Source organism: Pseudomonas sp. WS 5079, from assembly GCF_012985465.1.
Taxonomy (GTDB): Bacteria; Pseudomonadota; Gammaproteobacteria; order Pseudomonadales; family Pseudomonadaceae; genus Aquipseudomonas.
The window spans coordinates 67,246-89,465 of the sequence record NZ_JAAQWN010000009.1; the positions used below are offsets into that span (position 1 = coordinate 67,246).

The window sequence follows — 22,220 nt, forward strand, 5'->3', positions numbered from 1 at the left end:
ATTGATCGTCACACCACAGGAAAATCCGGAACCCGAAGGGGTTCCGGATTTTTTTTGCGCTTTTTTCCGCAAGTGGGCGCAGGACTTGCTTTGTGTTTTTGCTCAAGCCATTTCAGAAAACAACAAATAAGGAAGTCTTTATGCAAAGAGCTCACTTCCAGGCGCTGGCCTGGGCCTCGGCAATCGTCCTGCTGACCGCCTGCGCGAGCCACTCGCCACCCTACCCGCATGCACAGGAGCCGATTGGCGACGTGCATACCATGTACGATGGCAAACTCAGCCCCGACGCCGCCGTCAGCACCTTTCGCAATATCGACCGCTTGTTTCCGGTGCGCACCATCAAGGCCGGCGGCCACCCTTTCCCACTGCCGCACAGCAGCCGGGCGCTGGGACCGGTTGCGTTCGATTACGAAGGCAAACGCTATAGCCTTGATGACTACGTCACCCTCAACCGGGTAACAGGCCTGCTGGTGATCAAGGACGGCCAAGTCGTTACTGAACGCTACGAAAAAGGTAATACCGCCGAAACCCGCTGGATGTCGATGTCGGTGGCCAAGTCGATTACATCCACCCTCGTCGGCGCGGCCTTGCAGGACGGTTCGATCAAGAGCCTGGATGACAAAGTGACCCAGTATTTGCCTGCACTGGCCGGCAGCGGCTACGACCAGGCCACCGTACGCCAGGTGCTGGCGATGCGTTCGGGGGTCAAATGGAGTGAGAAATACGCCGACCCGACGTCGGATCGACGCATGATGCTCAAGCTGCAGACCGAACAAGTGCCCGGCTCCGCCCTCAAGTTCATGGCGAGCCTGCCCAGCGCCGCGCCGCCTGGCACCCGCACCAACTACAGCACTGGCGAGACACAAGTGCTCGGCCAACTGGTCAGCGCCGCCGTGGGCAAGCCCCTGGCGAACTACCTCAGCGAGAAAATCTGGGCGCCCTATGGCATGCAGACCGATGCGAACTGGTGGCTCGACGGTCCGAACGGCAACGAAGTGGGCGGCAGCGGCATCAGCGCAACACTGGAAGATTACGGGCGCTTCGGACAGTTCGTACTCAGTGGCGGAAAAGCCGGCGACAAGCAAGTACTGCCCAAAGGCTGGATGAGCTTTGCCAGCGCCACTACCGGCACCGATGCCGCCTACGGTGACTTTGCCTCCATGTGGTGGCCGGCCTGGACTGCCGCGTCAAAAGCCGACAAAGCCTTCACAGCTGCCGGCATTTTCGGCCAGTTCATCTACATAAACCCTACGCAAAACGTGGTGATCGTCGTGTGGCAAGCGCAGACCAAAGCCACCGGCGGCGAAGTCATTGACGACATGGTCGCCTTCGACGCCATCACCAAGGCCGCCCGGTAACCAAGCGCAACACCCGGCGGGCGCGCCTGTATGATGGGCGCCTGCCCCACTGATCGCTTGAGAGCCCTCCATGACCTGGCAACCCCACATCACTGTCGCCACCATCGTCGAAGACAATGGCCGCTTCCTCATGGTCGAAGAGCTCAAGGGTGGCCGCGCCGTGCTCAACCAGCCTGCCGGCCATCTCGACCCTCACGAAACCCTGACCGAAGCCGCCGTGCGCGAAACCCTCGAAGAAACCGGCTGGGACGTCGAAGCCACCGGCATCGTCGGCATCTACCTGTACGCCGCCCCCAGCAATGGCGTGACCTACCAACGGGTGTGCTTCATCGCCAAGGCCCTGCGACACCACCCGGACTATCAACTGGACGAAGGTATCGTGCGCGCCCGCTGGCTGAGCCGTGACGAGCTGATAGCCTTGCGCGACGACTGGCGCAGCGAGTTGATCATCCGCTGTATCGATGACTATTTGGCCGGTCAGCGCCATAGTCTCGAGCTGATCCGCCCTTCTCTTTAGCCTTGCGGGCTCGGGCCTGCTAGAATCGCGTCCTTTTTCAAGACACCCGTTGAAATCCTATGCGTGATCCAGCCCCTTCTGACACACAAAAGAAGCGCGTCATCGTCGGCATGTCCGGCGGCGTGGATTCTTCCGTTTCCGCCGTTCTGCTCATGGAGCAGGGTTATGAGGTGGAAGGCCTGTTCATGAAGAACTGGGAAGAAGACGATGGAACGGAATACTGCACCGCCATGGACGACCTGGCGGACGCCCAGGCCGTGTGCGACAAGATTGGCATCAAGCTGCACACCGCCAACTTTGCCGCCGAGTACTGGGACAACGTGTTCGAACATTTCCTGGCCGAATACAAGGCCGGTCGTACGCCGAACCCGGACATCCTGTGCAACCGCGAAATCAAGTTCAAGGCGTTCCTCGATTACGCCATGATCCTCGGCGCCGACCTGATTGCCACTGGCCACTACGTGCGCCGTCGCGATATCGATGGCCGCACCGAATTGCTCAAGGGCCTGGACCCGAACAAGGACCAGAGTTACTTCCTGCACGCCGTGGGCGGTGAACAGATCGCCAAGACCCTGTTCCCGGTGGGCGAACTGGAAAAGCCCGAAGTGCGCAAGATCGCCGAGAAACATGGCCTGGCCACCGCCAAGAAAAAGGATTCCACCGGGATCTGCTTTATCGGCGAGCGCCGCTTCAGCGACTTCCTCAAGCAATACCTGCCAGCCCAGCCGGGCGAGATCAAGACCACCGAAGGCGAAGTCATCGGCCGTCACCACGGCCTGATGTACCACACCATCGGCCAGCGCCAGGGCCTGGGTATCGGCGGCCTGAAAGACGCGGGGGAAGAGCCGTGGTACGTGCTGGTCAAGGATCTGGAACACAACGTACTGATCGTCGGCCAGGGCAACGAGCATCCCCTGCTGTTCTCCGGCGCGCTGCTGGCTTCAGAGATTTATTGGGTCAACCCGATCGACCTGAGCAGCCCACGCCGCTTGACCGCCAAGGTGCGCTATCGCCAGAGCGACCAGCCCTGCACCCTGGAAAAAACCGCCAATGGCTACCGTGCCACGTTCGATGACCCGCAACGCGCGGTCACGCCCGGCCAGTCCGTGGTGTTCTACGACGGTGAGATCTGCCTGGGGGGCGGCGTGATTGAAGTCGCCGAACCCTGGAGCACCCCGGCATGAGCCCGACCCAGGAGCAATTGACAGCACTGGGCGGGGTGTTTCTCGCCGCCGTGCTGGTGGACAAGATCGCAAAGACCGGCCAGGTGACCGAGGCAGGCCTGACCTGCATGCTCGGCAGCCTGCTGGTGGTCGACCCGAAGGACACCCTGGATGTGTACGGTGGCGATGACCTGAGCCTGCGCGAAGGTTATCGCGCGCTGATCGGCGCCCTCGAGCGCGACCCCAGCACCCTGCAGCGCGAGCCGCTGCGCTATGCGTTGTCGATGCTCGGCCTTGAGCGGCAACTGGCCAAGCGCGACGACCTGCTGGAAACCATCGGCAAGCGCCTGCCGCAGATCCAGTCCCAGGTAGAGCACTTCGGCCCGGCCCACGAGAACGTGATCGCGGCCTGTGGCGCCTTGTACCAGGACACCTTGAGCACCTTGCGCCAGCGGATCCAGGTCCACGGCGACATGCGCAACCTGCAACAACCCAACAACGCCTCGAAAATCCGCGCCCTGCTCTTGGCCGGTATCCGTTCAGCGCGGTTGTGGCGGCAGTTGGGCGGTCATCGTTGGCAGTTGGTCATCAGCCGACGCAAATTGCTCAAAGAGCTTTACCCGTTGATGCGCAACGAATAAGTCGCAGCCGCGGGCTATTTTCAAGCCGCTACGCGTAATACGTCGGTCAGTTGGCAACGGACCGGCGGATTTTTTCATGTATGATACGCGCCCCATTTCGTTGCCCGACTGTCCGAGAACACCCCATGCAGCTCTCTTCGCTCACTGCGGTTTCCCCTGTTGACGGCCGCTACGCCGGCAAGACCCAGGCCCTGCGCCCTATTTTCAGCGAATACGGCCTGATCCGTGCTCGCGTACTGGTTGAAGTGCGCTGGCTCCAGCGCCTGGCCGCTCACCCTGCCATCAGCGAAGTGCCGGCGTTCTCCGCCGAGGCTAACGCTGTACTGAACACCCTGGCGGAAAACTTCTCCCTGGAGCACGCCGAGCGTGTGAAAGAGATCGAGCGCACCACCAACCACGACGTCAAAGCCATCGAGTACCTGCTCAAAGAGCAAGCGGCCAAGTTGCCGGAACTGGCCCAGGTCAGCGAGTTCATCCACTTTGCCTGCACCAGCGAGGACATCAACAACCTGTCCCACGCCCTGATGCTGCGCGAAGGCCGTGATGACGTGATGCTGCCACTGATGCGCCAGACCGCCAACGCCATCCGCGAACTGGCTATCCGCTTCGCCGACGTGCCGATGCTGTCGCGCACCCACGGCCAGCCGGCCTCGCCGACCACCCTGGGCAAAGAACTGGCCAACGTGGTGTACCGCCTGGAACGCCAGATCGCGCAAGTGGCTGCCGTGCCACTGCTGGGCAAGATCAACGGCGCCGTGGGCAACTACAACGCGCACCTGTCGGCCTACCCTGAGATCGACTGGGAAGCCAACGCCCGCGCCTTCATCGAAGACGAGCTGGGCCTGGGCTTCAACCCGTACACCACGCAGATCGAACCCCACGACTACATCGCCGAGCTGTTCGACGCCATTGCGCGCTTCAACACCATCCTGATCGACTTCGATCGCGATATCTGGGGCTACATCTCCCTGGGCTACTTCAAGCAGCGCACCATCGCTGGCGAAATCGGCTCCTCGACCATGCCGCACAAGGTCAACCCGATCGACTTCGAAAACTCCGAAGGCAACCTGGGCATCGCCAACGCCTTGTTCCAGCACCTGGCCAGCAAGTTGCCGATCTCCCGCTGGCAGCGCGACCTGACCGACTCCACCGTACTGCGCAACCTCGGCGTGGGCTTTGCCCATAGCGTGATCGCCTACGAAGCCAGCCTCAAAGGCATCAGCAAACTGGAACTCAACGCGCAGAAAATCGCCGCTGACCTGGACGCTTGCTGGGAAGTCCTGGCCGAGCCGATCCAGACCGTAATGCGCCGCTACAACATCGAAAACCCCTACGAAAAGCTGAAAGAGTTGACACGCGGCAAGGGCATCAGCCCCGAGGCGCTGCAAACTTTCATCGACGGCCTGGACATGCCAGCCGCGGCCAAGGCCGAGCTGAAACTGCTGACCCCGGCCAACTACATCGGCAACGCTGTAGACCAAGCCAAACGCATCTGATTGCGGCTTGATCCCTTGAGACGCCCGGCAGCGCCGGGCGTTTTTATTCCCGTCTGAAAAGTGCTTTTTTTCAATAGGTTACACATGAATCCTGATATTCCTCTTCAACTTCTGGGCGGCATCACGGCACGGGAATTCCTGCGCGACTACTGGCAGAAAAAACCGCTGCTGATCCGCCAGGCCATCCCTGATTTCGAAAGCCCGATCGACGCCGACGAACTGGCCGGCCTGGCGCTGGAAGAAGAAGTCGAGTCACGCCTGGTGATCGAGCACGGCGAGCGCCCATGGGAACTGCGCCGCGGCCCGTTTGCCGAAGACGCCTTCAGCACCCTGCCAGAGCGCGAGTGGACCCTGCTGGTGCAGGCGGTCGACCAGTTCGTACCAGAAGTGGCCGAGTTGCTGGAGCAGTTCCGCTTCCTGCCAAGCTGGCGCATCGACGACGTGATGATCAGCTTTGCCGCCCCCGGTGGCAGCGTAGGCCCACACTTCGATAACTACGATGTGTTCCTGCTGCAAGCCCAGGGCAAGCGCAACTGGAAGATCGGCCAGATGTGCAGCTCGGAAAGCCCGCTGCTGCAACACGCCGACCTGCGCATCCTCGCCGAATTCGAAGAGAGCGCCGAATGGGTGCTGGAGCCGGGCGACATGCTCTACCTGCCGCCGCGCCTGGCGCACTTTGGCATCGCTGAAGATGACTGCATGACCTACTCGGTAGGCTTCCGCGCACCGAGCGCCGCTGAAGTGCTGACCCATTTCACCGACTTCCTCAGCCAGTACCTGACAGATGAGGAGCGCTACACCGACGCCGACGCCCAGCCTGTCAGCGACCCGCACCAAATCCAGAGCGACGCCCTCGACCGCCTGAAAAGCCTGCTGGCCGAGCACATGAGCGACGAACGCATGCTGCTGACCTGGTTCGGCCAATTCATGACCGAGCCACGCTACCCGGAACTGGTCGCCGGCCCTGAAGAGCTGGCGCAGGATGAAGTCATCAGCAGCCTGGAAGACGGTGCAGTCCTGATCCGCAATCCGAGCGCACGTCTGGCCTGGTCGGAAGTGGACGACGATGTACTGCTGTTCGCCAGTGGCCAGAGCCGTTACCTGCCGGGCAAACTGCGCGAGCTGCTGAAGCTGATCTGCGCGGCCGACGCCCTGCACGTCGACAACCTGGGTCCGTGGCTGGCCGATGAAGATGGCCGCGACCTGCTGTGCGAACTGGTCAAGCAAGGAAGCCTGGGGTTTGCCGATGAATAAAATTCACGTAAGTGTCGCAGACTGGCAAAAGGATATCGCCGAGATCCGGCGCATTCGTGAAGCGGTATTTATCGCTGAGCAATCGGTTCCACCTGAGCTGGAATGGGACGCAGACGACGCCGGGGCCATGCATTTCCTCGCATTCGAAGGCGACTTTCCGATTGGCACTGCGCGCCTGCTACCCAGCGGCGAGATCGGTCGCGTGTCGGTCCTCAAGGACTGGCGCGGGCTGAAAGTCGGCGACAAGCTGATGGAAGCAGTGATCGGCCAGGCCGAAAAACGCGGCCAGACCCGGCAGTTCCTCAGCGCACAGGTGTATGCCGCGCCGTTCTATGAGCGGCTGGGGTTCAAGATCGTCAGCGGGGAATTCCTGGAAGTCGGGATTCCCCATGTTGATATGGAGCGCGAAGGCTGACTTTAGACCCAGTCGCGCCCTTCGCGAGCAAGCCCGCTCCCACACTTGATCGAGCTCGACCTCTGAAATGTGGTCAAAAGTGGGAGCGGGCTTGCTCGCGAAGGCGTCATTAGCAGCCCCCCCAAAAAAAGGCCCTGCCATCCCCGATGCCAGGGCCTTTTGCCGTCTACGATTCAACTCGCGCCCCTCCGGGCCGATAAACTGGCACCATCAAGCCCAAATGACTTGCAGAGATAACGGACATGTCCCTACGCACCCTAGTCGCCAGCCTGCTCATGGCCGCCAGCTTTTCAGCAATGGCAGCCACTGAAGTCGTACCCCTGAACAACCGCACCAGCGCCGACCTGTTACCCGTGGCGCAGAATTTCATTGGCAAGGACGGCACGGTCAGCGCCTACGGCAATCAACTGATCGTGAATGCCGAACCCGACAAGATCCAGGGCCTGCGCGCCCTGCTCACACAGCTGGACACCCCGTCCAAGCGCCTGCTGATCACCGTCGACATTAATGAGAACAATCAGCAGGCCAACCGCCAGGTCATTACCTACAGCACCGAAAGCCGAGAGGGCGGGATCCAGCAGATCCAGGCCAGCGAAGGTGTGCCCGCGCTGATCCAGGTCGGCCAGAGCGTCCCCCTGACCACCACCCAGCCCGACGCCTACGGCCGCCCGCAAAACCAGACCCAGTACCGCAACGTCACCCAGGGCTTCTACGTGACCGCCAGCGTCACCGGCGAGACCGTGCACCTGAGCATCAGCACCAATCGTGACCGCATGAGCCAGGAACGTCCCGATGTAGTGAACGTGCAAAGTACCGACACAACCGTCAGCGGGCGCCTGGGCGAGTGGATCACCCTGGCCGGCATCAATCGCCAGACCCAGGCCGACAAACAGGGCACAACCCGCACCTACTCGACCCAGGGCCGGGATGACCTGACAGTGCGGGTCAAAGTCGAGACCTTGAACTGAAGCACCAAAAACTGACTGATTAGTCGTATTAGACCAAAGATGTAGTGCCATAAAAAAAGCACTACAAAACATTTGACGATCCAAAAAAGCATGGGCATGATGGCCTCGCTCCCGCTAATCAGGGGCCCTGGCAAGGGCCTTCGGATCGTCGCTCCAAGTTACCCACCTGAGCCGATTCGTGTCTGTACCGCCCACAAGGCGTGTTTGACGAGGTTGCGACTGGAACGAAGTTGTCCCGAGGGACGGAAGCTAACCAGGTAACCCGGCAACACACTGATGGATCGTACCAAGGCCCACGACGCCCGAAGACTGTTCTCGGTTCGCCTCTACCTGCTCACTTTCTCCCTTGAGCCTATCGTTCATCCCGTCGCCTTCCCCGCCAAGCCCAACTTGACCGCCTAAGCTTCTGGTCAGCGAGCAGCCATAACCACGCACTGAATACGTGGCTGGCAAACGGAATTTTCAACCCAGTAGTTTTTCCACAAAAGACGCGACGAGGTTTTTCCCCATGGCACTGACACGCGAACAGCAAATTGCAGCCCTTGAAAAAGACTGGGCTGAAAACCCACGCTGGAAAGGCGTGACTCGCGCTTACTCCGCTGCTGACGTCGTCCGCCTGCGCGGCTCGGTTCAACCTGAGCACACCTTTGCAAAACTGGGCGCCGAGAAGCTGTGGAAGCTGGTTACCCAGGGCGCCAAGCCGTCCTTCCGCCCCGAGAAAGATTTCGTCAACTGCATGGGTGCCCTGACCGGCGGCCAGGCTGTGCAACAAGTCAAGGCCGGCATCCAGGCGATCTACCTGTCCGGCTGGCAAGTGGCTGCGGACAACAACTCCGCCGAGTCCATGTACCCTGACCAATCGCTGTACCCGGTGGACTCCGTGCCAACCGTGGTCAAGCGCATCAACAACTCGTTCCGCCGCGCCGACCAGATCCAGTGGAAAGCCGGTAAAGGTCCGGGCGACGAAGGCTACATCGACTACTTCGCGCCAATCGTGGCGGACGCCGAAGCCGGTTTCGGTGGCGTACTGAACGCCTACGAGCTGATGAAAAGCATGATCGAGGCAGGCGCCGCCGGCGTGCACTTCGAAGACCAACTGGCTTCCGTGAAAAAATGCGGCCACATGGGCGGCAAGGTCCTGGTTCCAACCCAGGAAGCCGTACAGAAGCTGACCGCTGCCCGCCTGGCAGCTGACGTAGCCGGCACGCCGACCATCATCCTGGCCCGTACCGACGCCAACGCCGCTGACCTGCTGACTTCGGACTGCGACCCGTACGACCAGCCGTTCGTGACTGGCGAGCGCACCCAGGAAGGTTTCTACAAGGTGCGTGCAGGCCTGGATCAAGCCATTGCCCGTGGCCTGGCCTACGCGCCGTACGCCGACCTGATCTGGTGCGAAACCGCCAAGCCAGACCTGGACGAAGCCCGTCGCTTCGCCGAGGCGATCAAGAAGGAATACCCGGACCAACTGCTGTCCTACAACTGCTCGCCTTCCTTCAACTGGAAGAAGAACCTGGACGACGCGACCATCGCCAAGTTCCAGCGCGAACTGTCCGCCATGGGCTACAAGCACCAGTTCATCACCCTGGCCGGCATTCACAACATGTGGCACAGCATGTTCAACCTGGCGCACGACTACGCCCGCAACGACATGACTGCCTACGTGAAGCTGCAGGAGCAGGAGTTCGCTGACGCCGCCAAAGGCTACACCTTCGTGGCGCACCAGCAGGAAGTGGGCACTGGCTACTTCGACGACATGACCACCGTGATCCAGGGCGGCACCTCGTCCGTGACCGCGCTGACCGGTTCGACCGAAGAAGAACAGTTCCACTGAGTAACCTGAGTACACGGCCATTGCGGGCCCGATAGAAAGCTAACCGCAGTGCCGCACGATCTGACGCCCCGACTGGTTCGGGGCGTTTTTTTGCCTGAAAAATCGCTCCGGACCCAGTGAAGATCAAAATGTGGGAGCGGGCTTGCTCGCGATAGCGATATGTCAGTCAAGAAAGTGCTGGCTGACACACCGCTATCGCGAGCAAGCCCGCTCCCACAATGAAAATGCGCTCAGCCTGGTGTTTTTTGCGCAAAACCTTGATCCAGAGCGGTATTCGCCCAGAAAAAATCAGTTAAAAGTTGCGCGCTGGCAACTTGCGCCAAACGGGCAAGTAACAACAACTTTCCCTGCGCCCCGCTCATTATCCGCTTAAAACTCTTGCAAACAATATTCATTATCATTTAGAGCAATAAAACTTCGTTACACCCTAAACAAAACACAATTGATTAAAATCAAGCTAATGCCCGCAGCGTCTGGGCTACAGCCCCATAAAGGTGCACTATGTCCTTATTTCAGCGAATAATTTAGCTACAGGAATTTTACTTGCTAGGTGTTTAGCCATAAAATCACCGCGATTGATTGCGCTGCGACATATCGTCACTGCGTCGTTACTTTTTCGAGCTCAGAGACCTTTGCTCTCTGTTAAGGATTTCCAGCATGACCGAAGCGACAGGACTCATGGCCCACAACTGGGGCTTTGCCATTTTCCTCCTCGGTGTTGTCGGCCTCTGCGCCTTCATGCTCGGTGTCTCCAGCCTTCTCGGGTCAAAAGCCTGGGGCCGCAGCAAAAACGAACCGTTCGAGTCCGGCATGCTACCTACAGGTGGCGCCCGCTTGCGGCTCTCAGCCAAATTCTATCTGGTCGCGATGTTGTTCGTGATCTTCGATATCGAAGCCCTCTTTCTCTTTGCCTGGTCTGTGTCCGTCCGCGAAAGCGGCTGGACCGGATTCGTCGAAGCCCTCGTTTTCATAGCAATTCTGTTGGCAGGCCTTGTCTACCTATTTCGAGTGGGCGCCCTTGACTGGGCTCCGGAAGCTCGTCGCAAGCGGCAAGCGAAGCTGAAACAATGAGGCTTTGGCGATGCAATACAATCTCACCAGGATCGACCCGGATGCTCCTAACGATCAGTACCCCATCGGCGAACGGGAAACCGTCTCCGATCCGTTAGAAGACCAAGTCCACAAAAACATCTACATGGGCAAGCTGGAAGACGTGCTGAGTGGCGCGGTCAACTGGGGGCGCAAGAATTCCCTGTGGCCGTACAACTTCGGCCTTTCGTGCTGCTACGTGGAAATGACCACTGCCTTCACGGCGCCCCACGACATCGCGCGCTTTGGCGCCGAAGTTATCCGGGCATCACCGCGCCAGGCGGATTTCATGGTTATCGCCGGCACCTGCTTTATCAAGATGGCGCCGATCATCCAGCGTCTCTACGAGCAAATGCTCGAGCCGAAGTGGGTTATCTCCATGGGTTCGTGCGCCAACTCCGGTGGCATGTACGACATCTATTCCGTAGTTCAGGGGGTGGACAAGTTCCTGCCTGTGGACGTTTACGTGCCTGGCTGCCCGCCCCGCCCTGAAGCTTTCCTGCAAGGCCTGATGCTGTTGCAGGAATCGATTGGCAAGGAGCGTCGCCCACTGTCCTGGGTCGTCGGCGATCAAGGCGTGTACCGCGCCGAGATGCCTTCGCAAAAGGAACAGCGCCGCGAACAGCGAATCGCAGTCACCAACCTGCGCAGCCCCGACGAAGTCTGATCCAGCCCGCTTCTTTTATAGAACGAAAACCTGGCCTCATTCTTTACGTTGACCGAAAGCGATAAAAAACCATGACTACAGGCAGTGCTCTGTATATCCCGCCTTATAAGGCAGACGACCAGGATGTGGTCGTCGAACTCAATAACCGTTTTGGCCCTGACGCCTTCACCGCCCAGGCCACACGCACCGGTATGCCGGTGCTGTGGGTGGCGCGCGCCAAGCTCGTCGAAGTCCTGACCTTCCTGCGCAACCTGCCCAAGCCGTACGTCATGCTCTATGACCTGCATGGCGTGGACGAGCGTCTGCGCACCAAGCGCCAGGGGCTGCCGAGCGGCGCCGACTTCACCGTGTTCTATCACCTGATGTCGCTGGAACGTAACAGCGACGTGATGATCAAGGTCGCCCTCTCGGAAAGCGACCTGAGCATCCCGACCGTGACCGGTATCTGGCCGAACGCCAGCTGGTACGAGCGTGAAGTCTGGGACATGTTCGGGATCGACTTCCCGGGCCACCCGCACCTGACGCGCATCATGATGCCGCCGACCTGGGAAGGTCACCCGCTGCGCAAGGACTTCCCTGCCCGCGCCACCGAATTCGATCCGTTCAGCCTCAACCTGGCCAAGCAGCAGCTTGAAGAAGAAGCGGCGCGCTTCCGTCCGGAAGACTGGGGCATGAAACGCTCCGGCACCAACGAGGACTACATGTTCCTCAACCTGGGTCCGAACCACCCTTCGGCCCACGGTGCCTTCCGTATCATCCTGCAACTGGACGGCGAAGAAATCGTCGACTGCGTGCCGGACATCGGCTACCACCACCGTGGTGCCGAGAAGATGGCCGAGCGCCAGTCCTGGCACAGCTTCATCCCGTACACCGACCGTATCGACTACCTCGGCGGCGTGATGAACAACCTGCCGTACGTGCTCTCGGTCGAGAAGCTGGCGGGCATCAAGGTGCCAGACCGCGTCGACACCATCCGCATCATGATGGCCGAGTTCTTCCGGATCACCAGCCACCTGCTGTTCCTGGGTACCTATATCCAGGACGTCGGCGCCATGACCCCGGTGTTCTTCACCTTCACCGACCGTCAGCGTGCGTACAAGGTCATCGAAGCCATCACGGGCTTTCGCCTGCACCCGGCCTGGTACCGCATCGGCGGTGTGGCCCACGACCTGCCGAACGGCTGGGAGCGCCTGGTCAAGGAATTCATCGACTGGATGCCCAAGCGTCTGGACGAGTACCAAAAGGCTGCGCTGGACAACAGCATCCTCAAGGGCCGGACCATCGGCGTCGCTGCCTACAACACCAAAGAGGCCCTGGAATGGGGCGTCACCGGTGCTGGTCTGCGCTCGACTGGCTGCGATTTCGACCTGCGCAAGGCGCGCCCGTACTCCGGCTATGAGAACTTCGAGTTCGAAGTTCCGCTGGCAGCCAATGGCGATGCCTACGACCGTTGCATCGTGCGCGTCGAAGAAATGCGCCAGAGCCTGAAGATCATTGAGCAGTGCATGCGCAACATGCCGGCAGGCCCGTACAAAGCGGATCACCCGCTGACCACGCCGCCGCCAAAAGAGCGCACCCTGCAGCACATCGAAACCCTGATCACGCACTTCCTGCAAGTCTCGTGGGGCCCGGTGATGCCGGCCAACGAGTCCTTCCAGATGATCGAGGCGACCAAGGGTATCAACAGTTATTACCTGACGAGCGATGGCGGCACCATGAGCTACCGCACCCGGATTCGTACCCCAAGCTTCGCCCACTTGCAGCAGATCCCTTCGGTGATCAAAGGCGAGATGGTCGCGGACTTGATTGCGTACCTGGGTAGTATCGATTTCGTTATGGCCGACGTGGACCGCTAAGCATGAACAGCACGCTTATCCAGACAGACCGTTTCACCTTGAGTGAAACCGAGCGCTCGGCCATCGAGCACGAGCTGCATCACTACGAAGACCCGCGCGCGGCGTCGATCGAAGCCTTGAAGATCGTCCAGAAGGAACGTGGCTGGGTGCCCGACGGCGCCCTCTACGCCATCGGCGAGATCCTCGGCATCCCGGCCAGCGATGTGGAAGGCGTGGCGACGTTCTACAGCCAGATCTTCCGCCAGCCGGTCGGCCGCCACATCATTCGCGTGTGCGACAGCATGGTCTGCTACATCGGTGGCCACGAGTCAGTGGTCGACGCGATCCAGAGCAAGCTGGGCATCGGCCTGGGCCAGACCACTGCAGACGGGCGCTTCACGCTGCTGCCGGTATGCTGCCTGGGCAACTGCGACAAAGCGCCGGCGTTGATGATCGACGACGACACATTCGGCGACGTGCAGGCCTCTGGCGTCACCCAATTGCTCGAGGGCTACCCATGACCCTGACTTCCTTTGGCCCGGCCAACCTGATCAAGCGTTCGGCCGAAACCCACCCGCTGACCTGGCGCCTGCGTGACGACGGCGAGCCTGTATGGCTTGACGAGTACCAGGCCAAGAACGGTTACGCCGCTGCGCGCAAAGCCTTTGCCGACATGGCTCAGGACGATATCGTCCAGACCGTGAAGGACGCTGGTCTCAAAGGTCGCGGCGGCGCAGGCTTCCCCACGGGTGTGAAGTGGGGACTGATGCCAAAAGATGAATCCATCAACATCCGTTACCTGTTGTGTAACGCCGATGAAATGGAGCCCAACACCTGGAAAGACCGCATGCTGATGGAGCAACTGCCCCATCTGCTGATCGAAGGCATGCTGATCAGCGCCCGTGCGCTGAAAACCTACCGGGGCTACATCTTCCTGCGGGGCGAATACACCACCGCCGCCAAACACCTGAACCGTGCCGTGGCCGAAGCCAAGGCCGCAGGCCTGTTGGGCAAGAACATCCTCGGTTCGGGTTTTGACTTCGAGTTGTTCGTGCACACCGGCGCCGGGCGTTACATCTGCGGTGAAGAAACCGCACTGATCAACTCCCTCGAAGGCCGCCGCGCCAACCCGCGCTCCAAGCCGCCCTTCCCCGCCGCCGTTGGCGTGTGGGGCAAGCCTACGTGCGTGAACAACGTCGAGACCCTGTGCAACGTGCCGGCGATCATCGCCGACGGCGTGGACTGGTACAAATCCCTGGCCCGCGAAGGCAGCGAAGACATGGGCACCAAGCTCATGGGCTTCTCCGGTAAGGTCAAGAACCCTGGCCTGTGGGAACTGCCATTCGGCGTGACCGCCCGCGAGCTGTTCGAGGACTACGCCGGCGGCATGCGCGACGGCTACACCCTCAAGGCCTGGCAGCCAGGCGGTGCCGGCACCGGTTTCCTGTTGCCCGAGCACCTCGACGCACAGATGTATGCCGGCGGCATCGGCAAGGTGGGCACCCGGATGGGTACCGGCCTGGCGATGGCGGTGGACAACACCGTGAACATGGTCTCGCTGCTGCGCAACATGGAGCAGTTCTTCGCTCGCGAATCCTGTGGTTTCTGCACCCCTTGCCGCGATGGCTTGCCATGGAGCGTCAAGCTCCTGATGGCGATCGAGAAAGGCGAAGGCCAGCCGGGGGATATCGAAACCCTGCTGGGCCTGGTCGGTTTCCTCGGCCCTGGCAAGACCTTCTGTGCTCACGCACCGGGCGCCGTGGAGCCACTGGGCAGTGCAATCAAGTACTTCCGCTCGGAGTTCGAAGCCGGCATCGCGCCCAAAAGCGCCGCCGTCCCGCCTCTGGCAAAGCCGATCGTAGTCGGCGCGTAACGCTTCAATAGGCGAAGGGTCCGTGCCCTTCGCCTTGTCATGTGCTGACGCCGTGAAGGCTGTGTTGATGCACATGAATAACAAGATTCCATTAGCCACGCCCGCTGACAACGGGCCAACGAAGAACTTTGAACCATGGCCACTATCCACGTAGACGGCAAAGCGCTCGAAGTCGATGGGGCGGACAACCTGTTACAGGCGTGTCTGTCACTAGGCCTCGACATCCCTTATTTCTGCTGGCACCCCGCGCTTGGTAGCGTCGGTGCCTGTCGCCAGTGTGCGGTCAAGCAGTACACCGACGAAAACGACACCCGTGGTCGTATCGTCATGTCCTGCATGACGCCGGCCACCGACAACACCTGGATTTCCATCGACGATGATGAGTCCAAGGCGTTTCGCGCCAGCGTTGTCGAATGGCTGATGACCAACCACCCCCACGACTGCCCGGTCTGTGAGGAAGGCGGTCACTGCCACCTGCAAGACATGACGGTGATGACCGGCCACAACGAGCGCCGTTATCGCTTCACCAAGCGTACCCACCAGAACCAGGACCTCGGCCCGTTCATTTCCCACGAAATGAACCGCTGCATCGCCTGCTACCGCTGCGTACGCTTCTATAAAGACTACGCCGGCGGCACCGACCTGGGCGTATTCGGCGCCCACGACAACGTGTACTTCGGGCGCGTTGAAGATGGCGTCCTGGAAAGCGAGTTCTCCGGCAACCTCACCGAGGTCTGCCCGACCGGTGTGTTCACCGACAAGACTCACTCCGAGCGCTACAACCGTAAGTGGGACATGCAGTTCTCGCCGAGCATCTGCCATGGCTGCTCCAGCGGTTGCAACATCTCCCCGGGCGAGCGCTACGGCGAACTGCGTCGCATCGAAAACCGCTTCAACGGTTCGGTCAACCAGTACTTCCTGTGCGACCGTGGCCGCTTCGGCTATGGCTACGTCAACCGCGAAGACCGTCCTCGCCAGCCATTGCTGGCCGATGGCGCCAAGCTAAGCCTGGACGAGGCGCTGGACAAAGCCGCCGACCTGCTGCGCGGGCGCAACATCGTCGGTATCGGTTCGCCACGCGCCAGCCTCGAAAGCAACTACGCGCTGCGTGAACTGGTGGGTGCCGAGCACTTCTACAGCGGTATCGAAGCCGGCGAGCTGGAGCGTATCCGCCTGGTCCTGCAGGTGCTCAATGACAGCCCGCTGCCAGTACCGAACATGCGCGACATCGAAGACCACGACGCAATCTTCGTGCTCGGTGAAGACCTGACCCAGACCGCCGCGCGTATCGCGCTGTCCCTGCGCCAGTCGGTCAAAGGCAAGGCCGAAGAAATGGCCGACGCCATGCGCGTACAGCCTTGGCTCGACGCTGCGGTGAAAAACATCGGCCAGCACGCGCTGAACCCGCTGTTTATCGCAAGCCTTGCCGAAACCAAGCTCGACGATATCGCTGAAGAATGCGTGCACGCAGCACCTGACGACCTGGCCCGTATCGGTTTCGCCGTGGCCCACGCCCTCGACGCCAGCGCCCCTGCCGTCGAAGGCCTGGACGCAGAAGCCGTGGCCCTGGCCCAGCGTATTGCCGACGCCCTGCTCGCGGCCAAGCGTCCTTTGATCATTGCCGGTACCTCGTTGGGTTCCAAGGCGCTGATCGAAGCCGCCGCCAACATCGCCAAGGCCCTCAAGCTGCGCGAGAAGAACGGCTCCATCAGCCTGATCGTGCCGGAAGCCAACAGCCTTGGCCTGGCCATGCTCGGTGGCGAGTCCCTGGACAGCGCCCTGCAAACCGTGATCGACGGCAGTGCCGACGCCATTGTGGTGCTGGAAAACGACCTGTACACCCGCACCGATGCGGGCAAGGTCGATGCCGCGCTGAGTGCTGCCAAAGTGCTGATCGTCGCCGATCACCAAAAGACCGCGACCAGCGACCGTGCCCATCTGGTCCTGCCAGCCGCGAGCTTCGCCGAAGGCGACGGGACCCTGGTCAGCCAGGAAGGCCGCGCCCAGCGCTTCTTCCAGGTGTTCGATCCGAAGTACATGGACGCCAGCATCCTGGTTCACGAAGGCTGGCGCTGGCTGCACGCCCTGCGCGCAACCCTGCTGAACCAGCCGATCGACTGGACCCAGCTCGACCACGTCACCGCAGCCGTCGCCGCGAGCGCACCGCAACTGGCGCGTATCGTCGACGCCGCACCGTCCGCCGCGTTCCGTATCAAGGGCATGAAGCTGGCCCGTGAACCGCTGCGTTATTCCGGGCGTACCGCCATGCGTGCTGATATCAGCGTGCACGAACCGCGTACCCCGCAAGACAACGACACCGCGTTCGCCTTCTCTATGGAAGGTTACTCGGGTTCGGTCGAGCCCCGTCAGCAGGTGCCGTTTGCCTGGTCGCCGGGCTGGAACTCGCCGCAGGCCTGGAACAAGTTCCAGGACGAAGTCGGTGGTCATATCCGCGCTGGCGACCCGGGCACCCGCCTGATCGAAAGCACTGGTGATTCGCTGAACTGGTTCGCTGCAGTACCGCGTCCGTTCAACCCGGCCCAGGGCACCTGGCAGGTTGTGCCGTTCTTCCACCTGTTCGGCAGCGAAGAGACCTCTTCCAAGGCCGCGCCGGTGCAACAGCGCATTCCCGCCGCCTACGTATCCGTGGCCAAGTCCGAAGCCGATCGCCTGGGCGTCAACGACGGTGCCCTGCTGAGCTTGAACGTAGCCGGCCGGACCCTGCGTCTGCCGCTGCGCATCAACGACGAGCTGGGTGCTGGCCTGGTTGCACTGCCAAAAGGCCTCGCCGGGATTCCTCCTGCGATCTTTGGCCAAACCGTTGACGGTCTGCAGGAGGCAGCGCAATGACCTGGTTCACCCCTGAAGTGATCGACGTGATCATCTCGGTCGTCAAGGCCATCGTGATCCTGTTGGCCGTGGTCGTCGCGGGCGCCCTGCTCAGCTTCGTCGAACGTCGCCTGCTGGGCTGGTGGCAGGACCGTTACGGTCCGAACCGCGTTGGCCCATTTGGTATGTTCCAGATCGCCGCCGACATGCTGAAAATGTTCTTCAAGGAAGACTGGACCCCGCCGTTTGCCGACAAGGTGATCTTCACCCTGGCACCGGTCGTGGCCATGAGCGCCTTGCTGATCGCCTTCGCGATCATCCCGATCACCCCGACCTGGGGCGTGGCGGATCTGAACATCGGCTTGCTGTTCTTCTTCGCCATGGCCGGTTTGTCGGTCTACGCGGTGCTGTTCGCCGGCTGGGCCAGTAACAACAAGTTCGCCCTGCTGGGCAGCTTGCGGGCCTCGGCCCAGACTGTGTCCTACGAAGTGTTCATGGGCCTGGCGCTGATGGGCATCGTGGTGCAGGTGGGCTCGTTCAACATGCGCGACATCGTCGAGTACCAGGCTCAGAACCTGTGGTTCATCATTCCGCAGTTCTTCGGCTTCTGTACCTTCTTCATCGCTGGCGTGGCCGTGACTCACCGTCACCCCTTCGACCAGCCGGAAGCGGAACAGGAACTGGCCGACGGCTACCACATCGAATACGCCGGCATGAAATGGGGCATGTTCTTCGTCGGTGAGTACATCGGCATCATCTTGATCTCGGCCCTGCTGGTCACGCTGTTCTTCGGCGGCTGGCACGGTCCGTTCGGCATCCTGCCGCAGTTGGCGTTCTTCTGGTTCTTCCTCAAGACCGCGTTCTTCATCATGTTGTTTATCCTGCTGCGCGCTTCCATTCCGCGTCCACGATACGACCAGGTGATGGATTTCAGCTGGCGCTTCTGCCTGCCGCTGACCCTGATCAATTTGCTGGTGACTGCTGCCGTTGTGTTGTTGAACACGCCAGCGGGCGCGGTTCAGTGAGGATTTGACCCATGTTCAAATATATTGGCGACATCGTTAAGGGTACCGGTACCCAGTTGCGAAGCCTGGTGATGGTTTTCGGCCATGGCTTTCGCAAACGCGACACCCTGCAATACCCGGAAGAAGCGGTGTACCTGCCGCCGCGTTATCGCGGCCGTATCGTCCTGACCCGCGACCCCGATGGCGAAGAGCGTTGCGTAGCCTGCAACCTGTGCGCCGTGGCGTGCCCGGTGGGCTGTATCTCCCTGCAGAAAGCTGAAACCGAAGACGGTCGCTGGTACCCGGACTTCTTCCGCATCAACTTCTCGCGCTGCATTTTCTGCGGCCTCTGCGAGGAAGCTTGCCCGACCACCGCGATCCAGCTGACACCGGATTTCGAGATGGCCGAGTTCAAACGTCAGGACCTGGTGTACGAGAAAGAAGATCTGCTGATCTCTGGTCCCGGTAAAAACCCTGATTACAACTTCTATCGTGTTGCAGGTATGGCCGTTGCCGGTAAGCCGAAAGGCGCCGCACAAAACGAAGCCGAGCCGATCAACGTGAAGAGCTTGCTGCCTTAAGGAAGAAAGATGGAATTCGCTTTCTATTTCGCATCGGGTATTGCAGTGGTGTCCACGCTTCGCGTGATCACCAACACCAACCCCGTGCACGCCCTGCTCTACCTGATCATTTCGCTGATCGCCGTGGCCATGACCTTTTTCAGCCTCGGCGCACCGTTCGCCGGTGTGCTGGAAGTGATCGCCTACGCTGGCGCCATCATGGTGCTGTTCGTGTTTGTGGTGATGATGCTCAACCTGGGGCCGGCTTCGGTCGCCCAGGAGCGCGTCTGGCTCAAGCCCGGCATCTGGCTCGGCCCGGTGATCCTGGCAGCGCTGCTGCTGGCTGAACTGCTGTATGTGCTGTTCGCTCACCAGAGCGGCCAGGCCATCGGCCACACCACCGTAGACGCCAAGGCCGTGGGCATCAGCCTGTTTGGCCCGTACCTGCTGGTGGTCGAACTGGCTTCGATGCTGCTGCTCGCGGCAGCCATCACCGCCTTCCACTTGGGCCGCAACGAAGCCAAGGAGCAATGACGATGCCTGCTATCCCTTTGGAGCATGGTCTGGCGGTCGCCGGCATCCTGTTCTGCCTTGGCCTGGTCGGCCTGATGGTTCGCCGCAACATTCTGTTCGTGTTGATGAGCCTGGAAATCATGATGAACGCTGCCGCACTGGCCTTCATCGTTGCGGGCAGCCGTTGGGGCCAGCCGGATGGGCAAGTGATGTTCATCCTGGTGATCAGCCTGGCAGCCGCCGAGGCCAGTATTGGCCTGGCGATCCTGTTGCAGCTGTATCGTCGCTTCCACACGCTTGATATCGACGCTGCCAGTGAGATGCGCGGATGAACATGATCTTTCTGACTTTCGTATTTCCCCTGATCGGTTTCCTGCTGCTGTCGTTCTCCCGTGGACGCTGGTCGGAAAACCTCTCGGCCCTGGTCGGCGTGGGTTCCATTGGCCTGTCGGCGATTGTCGCCGCCTACGTCATCTGGCAATTCAACGTTGCGCCGCCCGAAGCCGGCCACTACACCCTGGTGCTGTGGCAGTGGATGGCGGTCGAGGGCTTCAAGCCTGACTTCGCCCTCTACGTCGACGGCCTGTCGATCACCATGCTCGGCGTGGTGGTGGGCGTGGGTTTCCTGATCCACCTGTTCGCGTCCTGGTACATGCGCGGTGAGGCCGGTTACTCGCGCTTCTTCGCCTACACCAACCTGTTTATCGCCAGCATGCTGTTCCTGGTGCTGGGCGATAACCTGTTGTTCCTGTACTTCGGCTGGGAAGGCGTGGGCCTGTGCTCGTACCTGCTGATCGGTTTCTACTACAGCAACCGCAACAACGGGAACGCGGCCCTCAAGGCCTTTGTCGTGACCCGGATCGGCGACGTGTTCATGGCCATCGGCCTGTTCATCCTGTTCCAACAGGTGGGCACGCTGAATATCCAGGAACTGCTGGTGCTGGCACCGCAGAAATTCCAGGTCGGCGACTTCTGGATCACCCTGGCGACCCTGATGCTGCTGGGCGGCGCTGTCGGTAAATCGGCGCAACTGCCACTGCAAACCTGGCTGGCAGACGCCATGGCCGGTCCTACCCCGGTGTCGGCACTGATCCACGCCGCCACCATGGTGACCGCCGGTGTCTACCTGATCGCCCGTACCCACGGCCTGTTCACCCTGGCGCCGGAAATCCTGCACCTGGTGGGCCTGGTGGGCGGCGTGACCCTGGTGCTGGCCGGCTTCGCCGCGCTGGTGCAGACCGACATCAAGCGGATCCTCGCCTACTCGACCATGAGCCAGATCGGCTACATGTTCCTGGCCCTGGGCGTCGGCGCCTGGGACGGCGCGATCTTCCACCTGATGACCCACGCCTTCTTCAAGGCCCTGCTGTTCCTGGCCTCCGGTGCGGTGATCGTTGCCTGCCACCACGAGCAGAACATCTTTAAGATGGGCGGCCTGTGGAAGAAACTGCCGTTGGCCTACGCCAGCTTCATCGTCGGTGGTGCCGCGCTGGCAGCCCTGCCACTGGTGACCGCAGGTTTCTACTCCAAAGACGAAATCCTCTGGGAAGCCTTTGCCAGCGGTAACCAGGGCCTGCTGTACGCCGGTCTGGTTGGCGCGTTCATGACCTCGCTGTACACCTTCCGCCTGATCTTCATCACATTCCATGGTGAAGCCAAGACCGAAGCCCACGCAGGCCACGGCATTTCCCACTGGCTGCCGCTGTCGGTGCTGATCATCCTGTCGACCTTCGTCGGCGCCATGATCACTCCGCCACTGGCTGGCGTACTGCCACAAAGCGTCGGGCATGCCGGCGGCGACGCCAAGCACAGCCTGGAAATCGCCTCGGGCGCCATCGCCATCGCCGGTATCCTGCTGGCGGCCATGTTGTTCCTCGGCAAGCGTCGCTTCGTGACCGCCGTGGCCAACAGTGGCATTGGCCGCTTCCTTTCGGCCTGGTGGTTCGCCGCCTGGGGCTTCGACTGGATCTACGACAAACTGTTCGTCAAGCCTTACCTTGCGATCAGCCATGTACTGCGCAAAGACCCGCTCGACCAGACCATCGGTTTGATCCCGCGTGCCGCCAAGGCCGGTCACACCGCCCTGAGCCGCACCGAGACCGGCCAATTGCGTTGGTATGCAGCTTCCATGGCGGCCGGTGCCGTGTTGGTGATCGGCGCCATCGTAGTGGTAGCGGTCTGATATGAACTTTGCGAACTTGCGA

20 protein-coding genes are annotated in these 22,220 nt (G+C 61.0%); all 20 read left to right on the plus strand.

Features of this window, described 5'->3' with window-relative positions:
• Positions 1 to 140: 140 nt before the first annotated feature.
• Positions 141 to 1,358, plus strand: coding sequence for a serine hydrolase domain-containing protein (locus HBO05_RS22685; protein WP_262381447.1), 1,218 nt, complete (start codon positions 141 to 143; stop codon positions 1,356 to 1,358).
• A gap of 70 nt (positions 1,359 to 1,428) precedes the next feature.
• Positions 1,429 to 1,875 carry an NUDIX hydrolase gene (locus HBO05_RS22690; RefSeq protein ID WP_172314117.1) on the plus strand — a complete coding sequence of 149 codons (447 nt, stop codon included), beginning with the start codon at positions 1,429 to 1,431 and terminating at the stop codon, positions 1,873 to 1,875.
• 59 nt (positions 1,876 to 1,934) lie between these two features.
• Complete coding sequence (gene mnmA / locus HBO05_RS22695; RefSeq protein ID WP_169954347.1) at positions 1,935 to 3,059, plus strand: tRNA 2-thiouridine(34) synthase MnmA; 1,125 nt, start codon at positions 1,935 to 1,937, stop codon at positions 3,057 to 3,059.
• Positions 3,056 to 3,679 (plus strand): high frequency lysogenization protein HflD, encoded by a 624-nt coding sequence (gene hflD, locus HBO05_RS22700; protein WP_005789104.1) that lies wholly within the window; start codon positions 3,056 to 3,058, stop codon positions 3,677 to 3,679. Before mnmA ends, hflD begins: the two co-directional genes overlap by 4 nt.
• Before the next feature lie 125 nt (positions 3,680 to 3,804).
• Positions 3,805 to 5,175 (plus strand): adenylosuccinate lyase, encoded by a 1,371-nt coding sequence (purB, locus tag HBO05_RS22705; protein ID WP_029293372.1) that lies wholly within the window; start codon positions 3,805 to 3,807, stop codon positions 5,173 to 5,175.
• Positions 5,176 to 5,259: 84 nt separating this feature from the next.
• On the plus strand, positions 5,260 to 6,429 hold the full coding sequence (locus tag HBO05_RS22710) for a cupin domain-containing protein (RefSeq protein WP_029293370.1): 1,170 nt from the start codon (positions 5,260 to 5,262) through the stop codon (positions 6,427 to 6,429).
• A complete protein-coding gene (locus HBO05_RS22715; RefSeq protein WP_169954348.1) occupies positions 6,422 to 6,844 on the plus strand; it encodes a GNAT family N-acetyltransferase in 423 nt (140 codons plus the stop codon). Before HBO05_RS22710 ends, HBO05_RS22715 begins: the two co-directional genes overlap by 8 nt.
• A 242-nt stretch (positions 6,845 to 7,086) precedes the next feature.
• Positions 7,087 to 7,812 carry a secretin N-terminal domain-containing protein gene (locus HBO05_RS22720; RefSeq protein ID WP_172314119.1) on the plus strand — a complete coding sequence of 242 codons (726 nt, stop codon included), beginning with the start codon at positions 7,087 to 7,089 and terminating at the stop codon, positions 7,810 to 7,812.
• Positions 7,813 to 8,320: 508 nt separating this feature from the next.
• Positions 8,321 to 9,646 carry an isocitrate lyase gene (gene aceA, locus HBO05_RS22725; RefSeq protein ID WP_003219577.1) on the plus strand — a complete coding sequence of 442 codons (1,326 nt, stop codon included), beginning with the start codon at positions 8,321 to 8,323 and terminating at the stop codon, positions 9,644 to 9,646.
• Between the two features lie 657 nt (positions 9,647 to 10,303).
• Positions 10,304 to 10,717 (plus strand): NADH-quinone oxidoreductase subunit A, encoded by a 414-nt coding sequence (locus HBO05_RS22730; RefSeq protein ID WP_003219575.1) that lies wholly within the window; start codon positions 10,304 to 10,306, stop codon positions 10,715 to 10,717.
• Positions 10,718 to 10,727: 10 nt separating this feature from the next.
• The gene (locus HBO05_RS22735) at positions 10,728 to 11,402 is read left to right on the plus strand and encodes an NADH-quinone oxidoreductase subunit B (RefSeq protein ID WP_012724951.1); all 675 of its coding nucleotides are present in this window, start codon (positions 10,728 to 10,730) and stop codon (positions 11,400 to 11,402) included.
• Positions 11,403 to 11,473: 71 nt separating this feature from the next.
• The gene (nuoC, locus tag HBO05_RS22740) at positions 11,474 to 13,258 is read left to right on the plus strand and encodes an NADH-quinone oxidoreductase subunit C/D (protein WP_090402815.1); all 1,785 of its coding nucleotides are present in this window, start codon (positions 11,474 to 11,476) and stop codon (positions 13,256 to 13,258) included.
• A gap of 2 nt (positions 13,259 to 13,260) precedes the next feature.
• Positions 13,261 to 13,758, plus strand: coding sequence for an NADH-quinone oxidoreductase subunit NuoE (nuoE, locus tag HBO05_RS22745; protein ID WP_029293358.1), 498 nt, complete (start codon positions 13,261 to 13,263; stop codon positions 13,756 to 13,758).
• Entirely contained in the window at positions 13,755 to 15,110 is a 1,356-nt protein-coding gene (nuoF, locus tag HBO05_RS22750) for an NADH-quinone oxidoreductase subunit NuoF (RefSeq protein WP_169954350.1), read from the plus strand. Before nuoE ends, nuoF begins: the two co-directional genes overlap by 4 nt.
• A 135-nt stretch (positions 15,111 to 15,245) precedes the next feature.
• Positions 15,246 to 17,960: an NADH-quinone oxidoreductase subunit NuoG gene (nuoG, locus tag HBO05_RS22755; protein ID WP_172314121.1), complete on the plus strand. Its 2,715-nt coding sequence runs from the start codon at positions 15,246 to 15,248 to the stop codon at positions 17,958 to 17,960.
• Positions 17,957 to 18,964, plus strand: a complete 1,008-nt coding sequence (nuoH, locus tag HBO05_RS22760) for an NADH-quinone oxidoreductase subunit NuoH (protein ID WP_017737147.1) — start codon at positions 17,957 to 17,959, stop codon at positions 18,962 to 18,964. Before nuoG ends, nuoH begins: the two co-directional genes overlap by 4 nt.
• 11 nt (positions 18,965 to 18,975) lie before the next feature.
• Entirely contained in the window at positions 18,976 to 19,524 is a 549-nt protein-coding gene (gene nuoI, locus HBO05_RS22765; protein WP_003174725.1) for an NADH-quinone oxidoreductase subunit NuoI, read from the plus strand.
• Positions 19,525 to 19,533: 9 nt separating this feature from the next.
• A complete protein-coding gene (nuoJ, locus tag HBO05_RS22770) occupies positions 19,534 to 20,037 on the plus strand; it encodes an NADH-quinone oxidoreductase subunit J (protein ID WP_017476146.1) in 504 nt (167 codons plus the stop codon).
• A gap of 2 nt (positions 20,038 to 20,039) precedes the next feature.
• A complete protein-coding gene (gene nuoK / locus HBO05_RS22775; protein WP_003219560.1) occupies positions 20,040 to 20,348 on the plus strand; it encodes an NADH-quinone oxidoreductase subunit NuoK in 309 nt (102 codons plus the stop codon).
• Positions 20,345 to 22,198: an NADH-quinone oxidoreductase subunit L gene (gene nuoL, locus HBO05_RS22780; protein ID WP_029293339.1), complete on the plus strand. Its 1,854-nt coding sequence runs from the start codon at positions 20,345 to 20,347 to the stop codon at positions 22,196 to 22,198. Before nuoK ends, nuoL begins: the two co-directional genes overlap by 4 nt.
• The last annotated feature ends 22 nt before the right edge of the window (positions 22,199 to 22,220 follow it).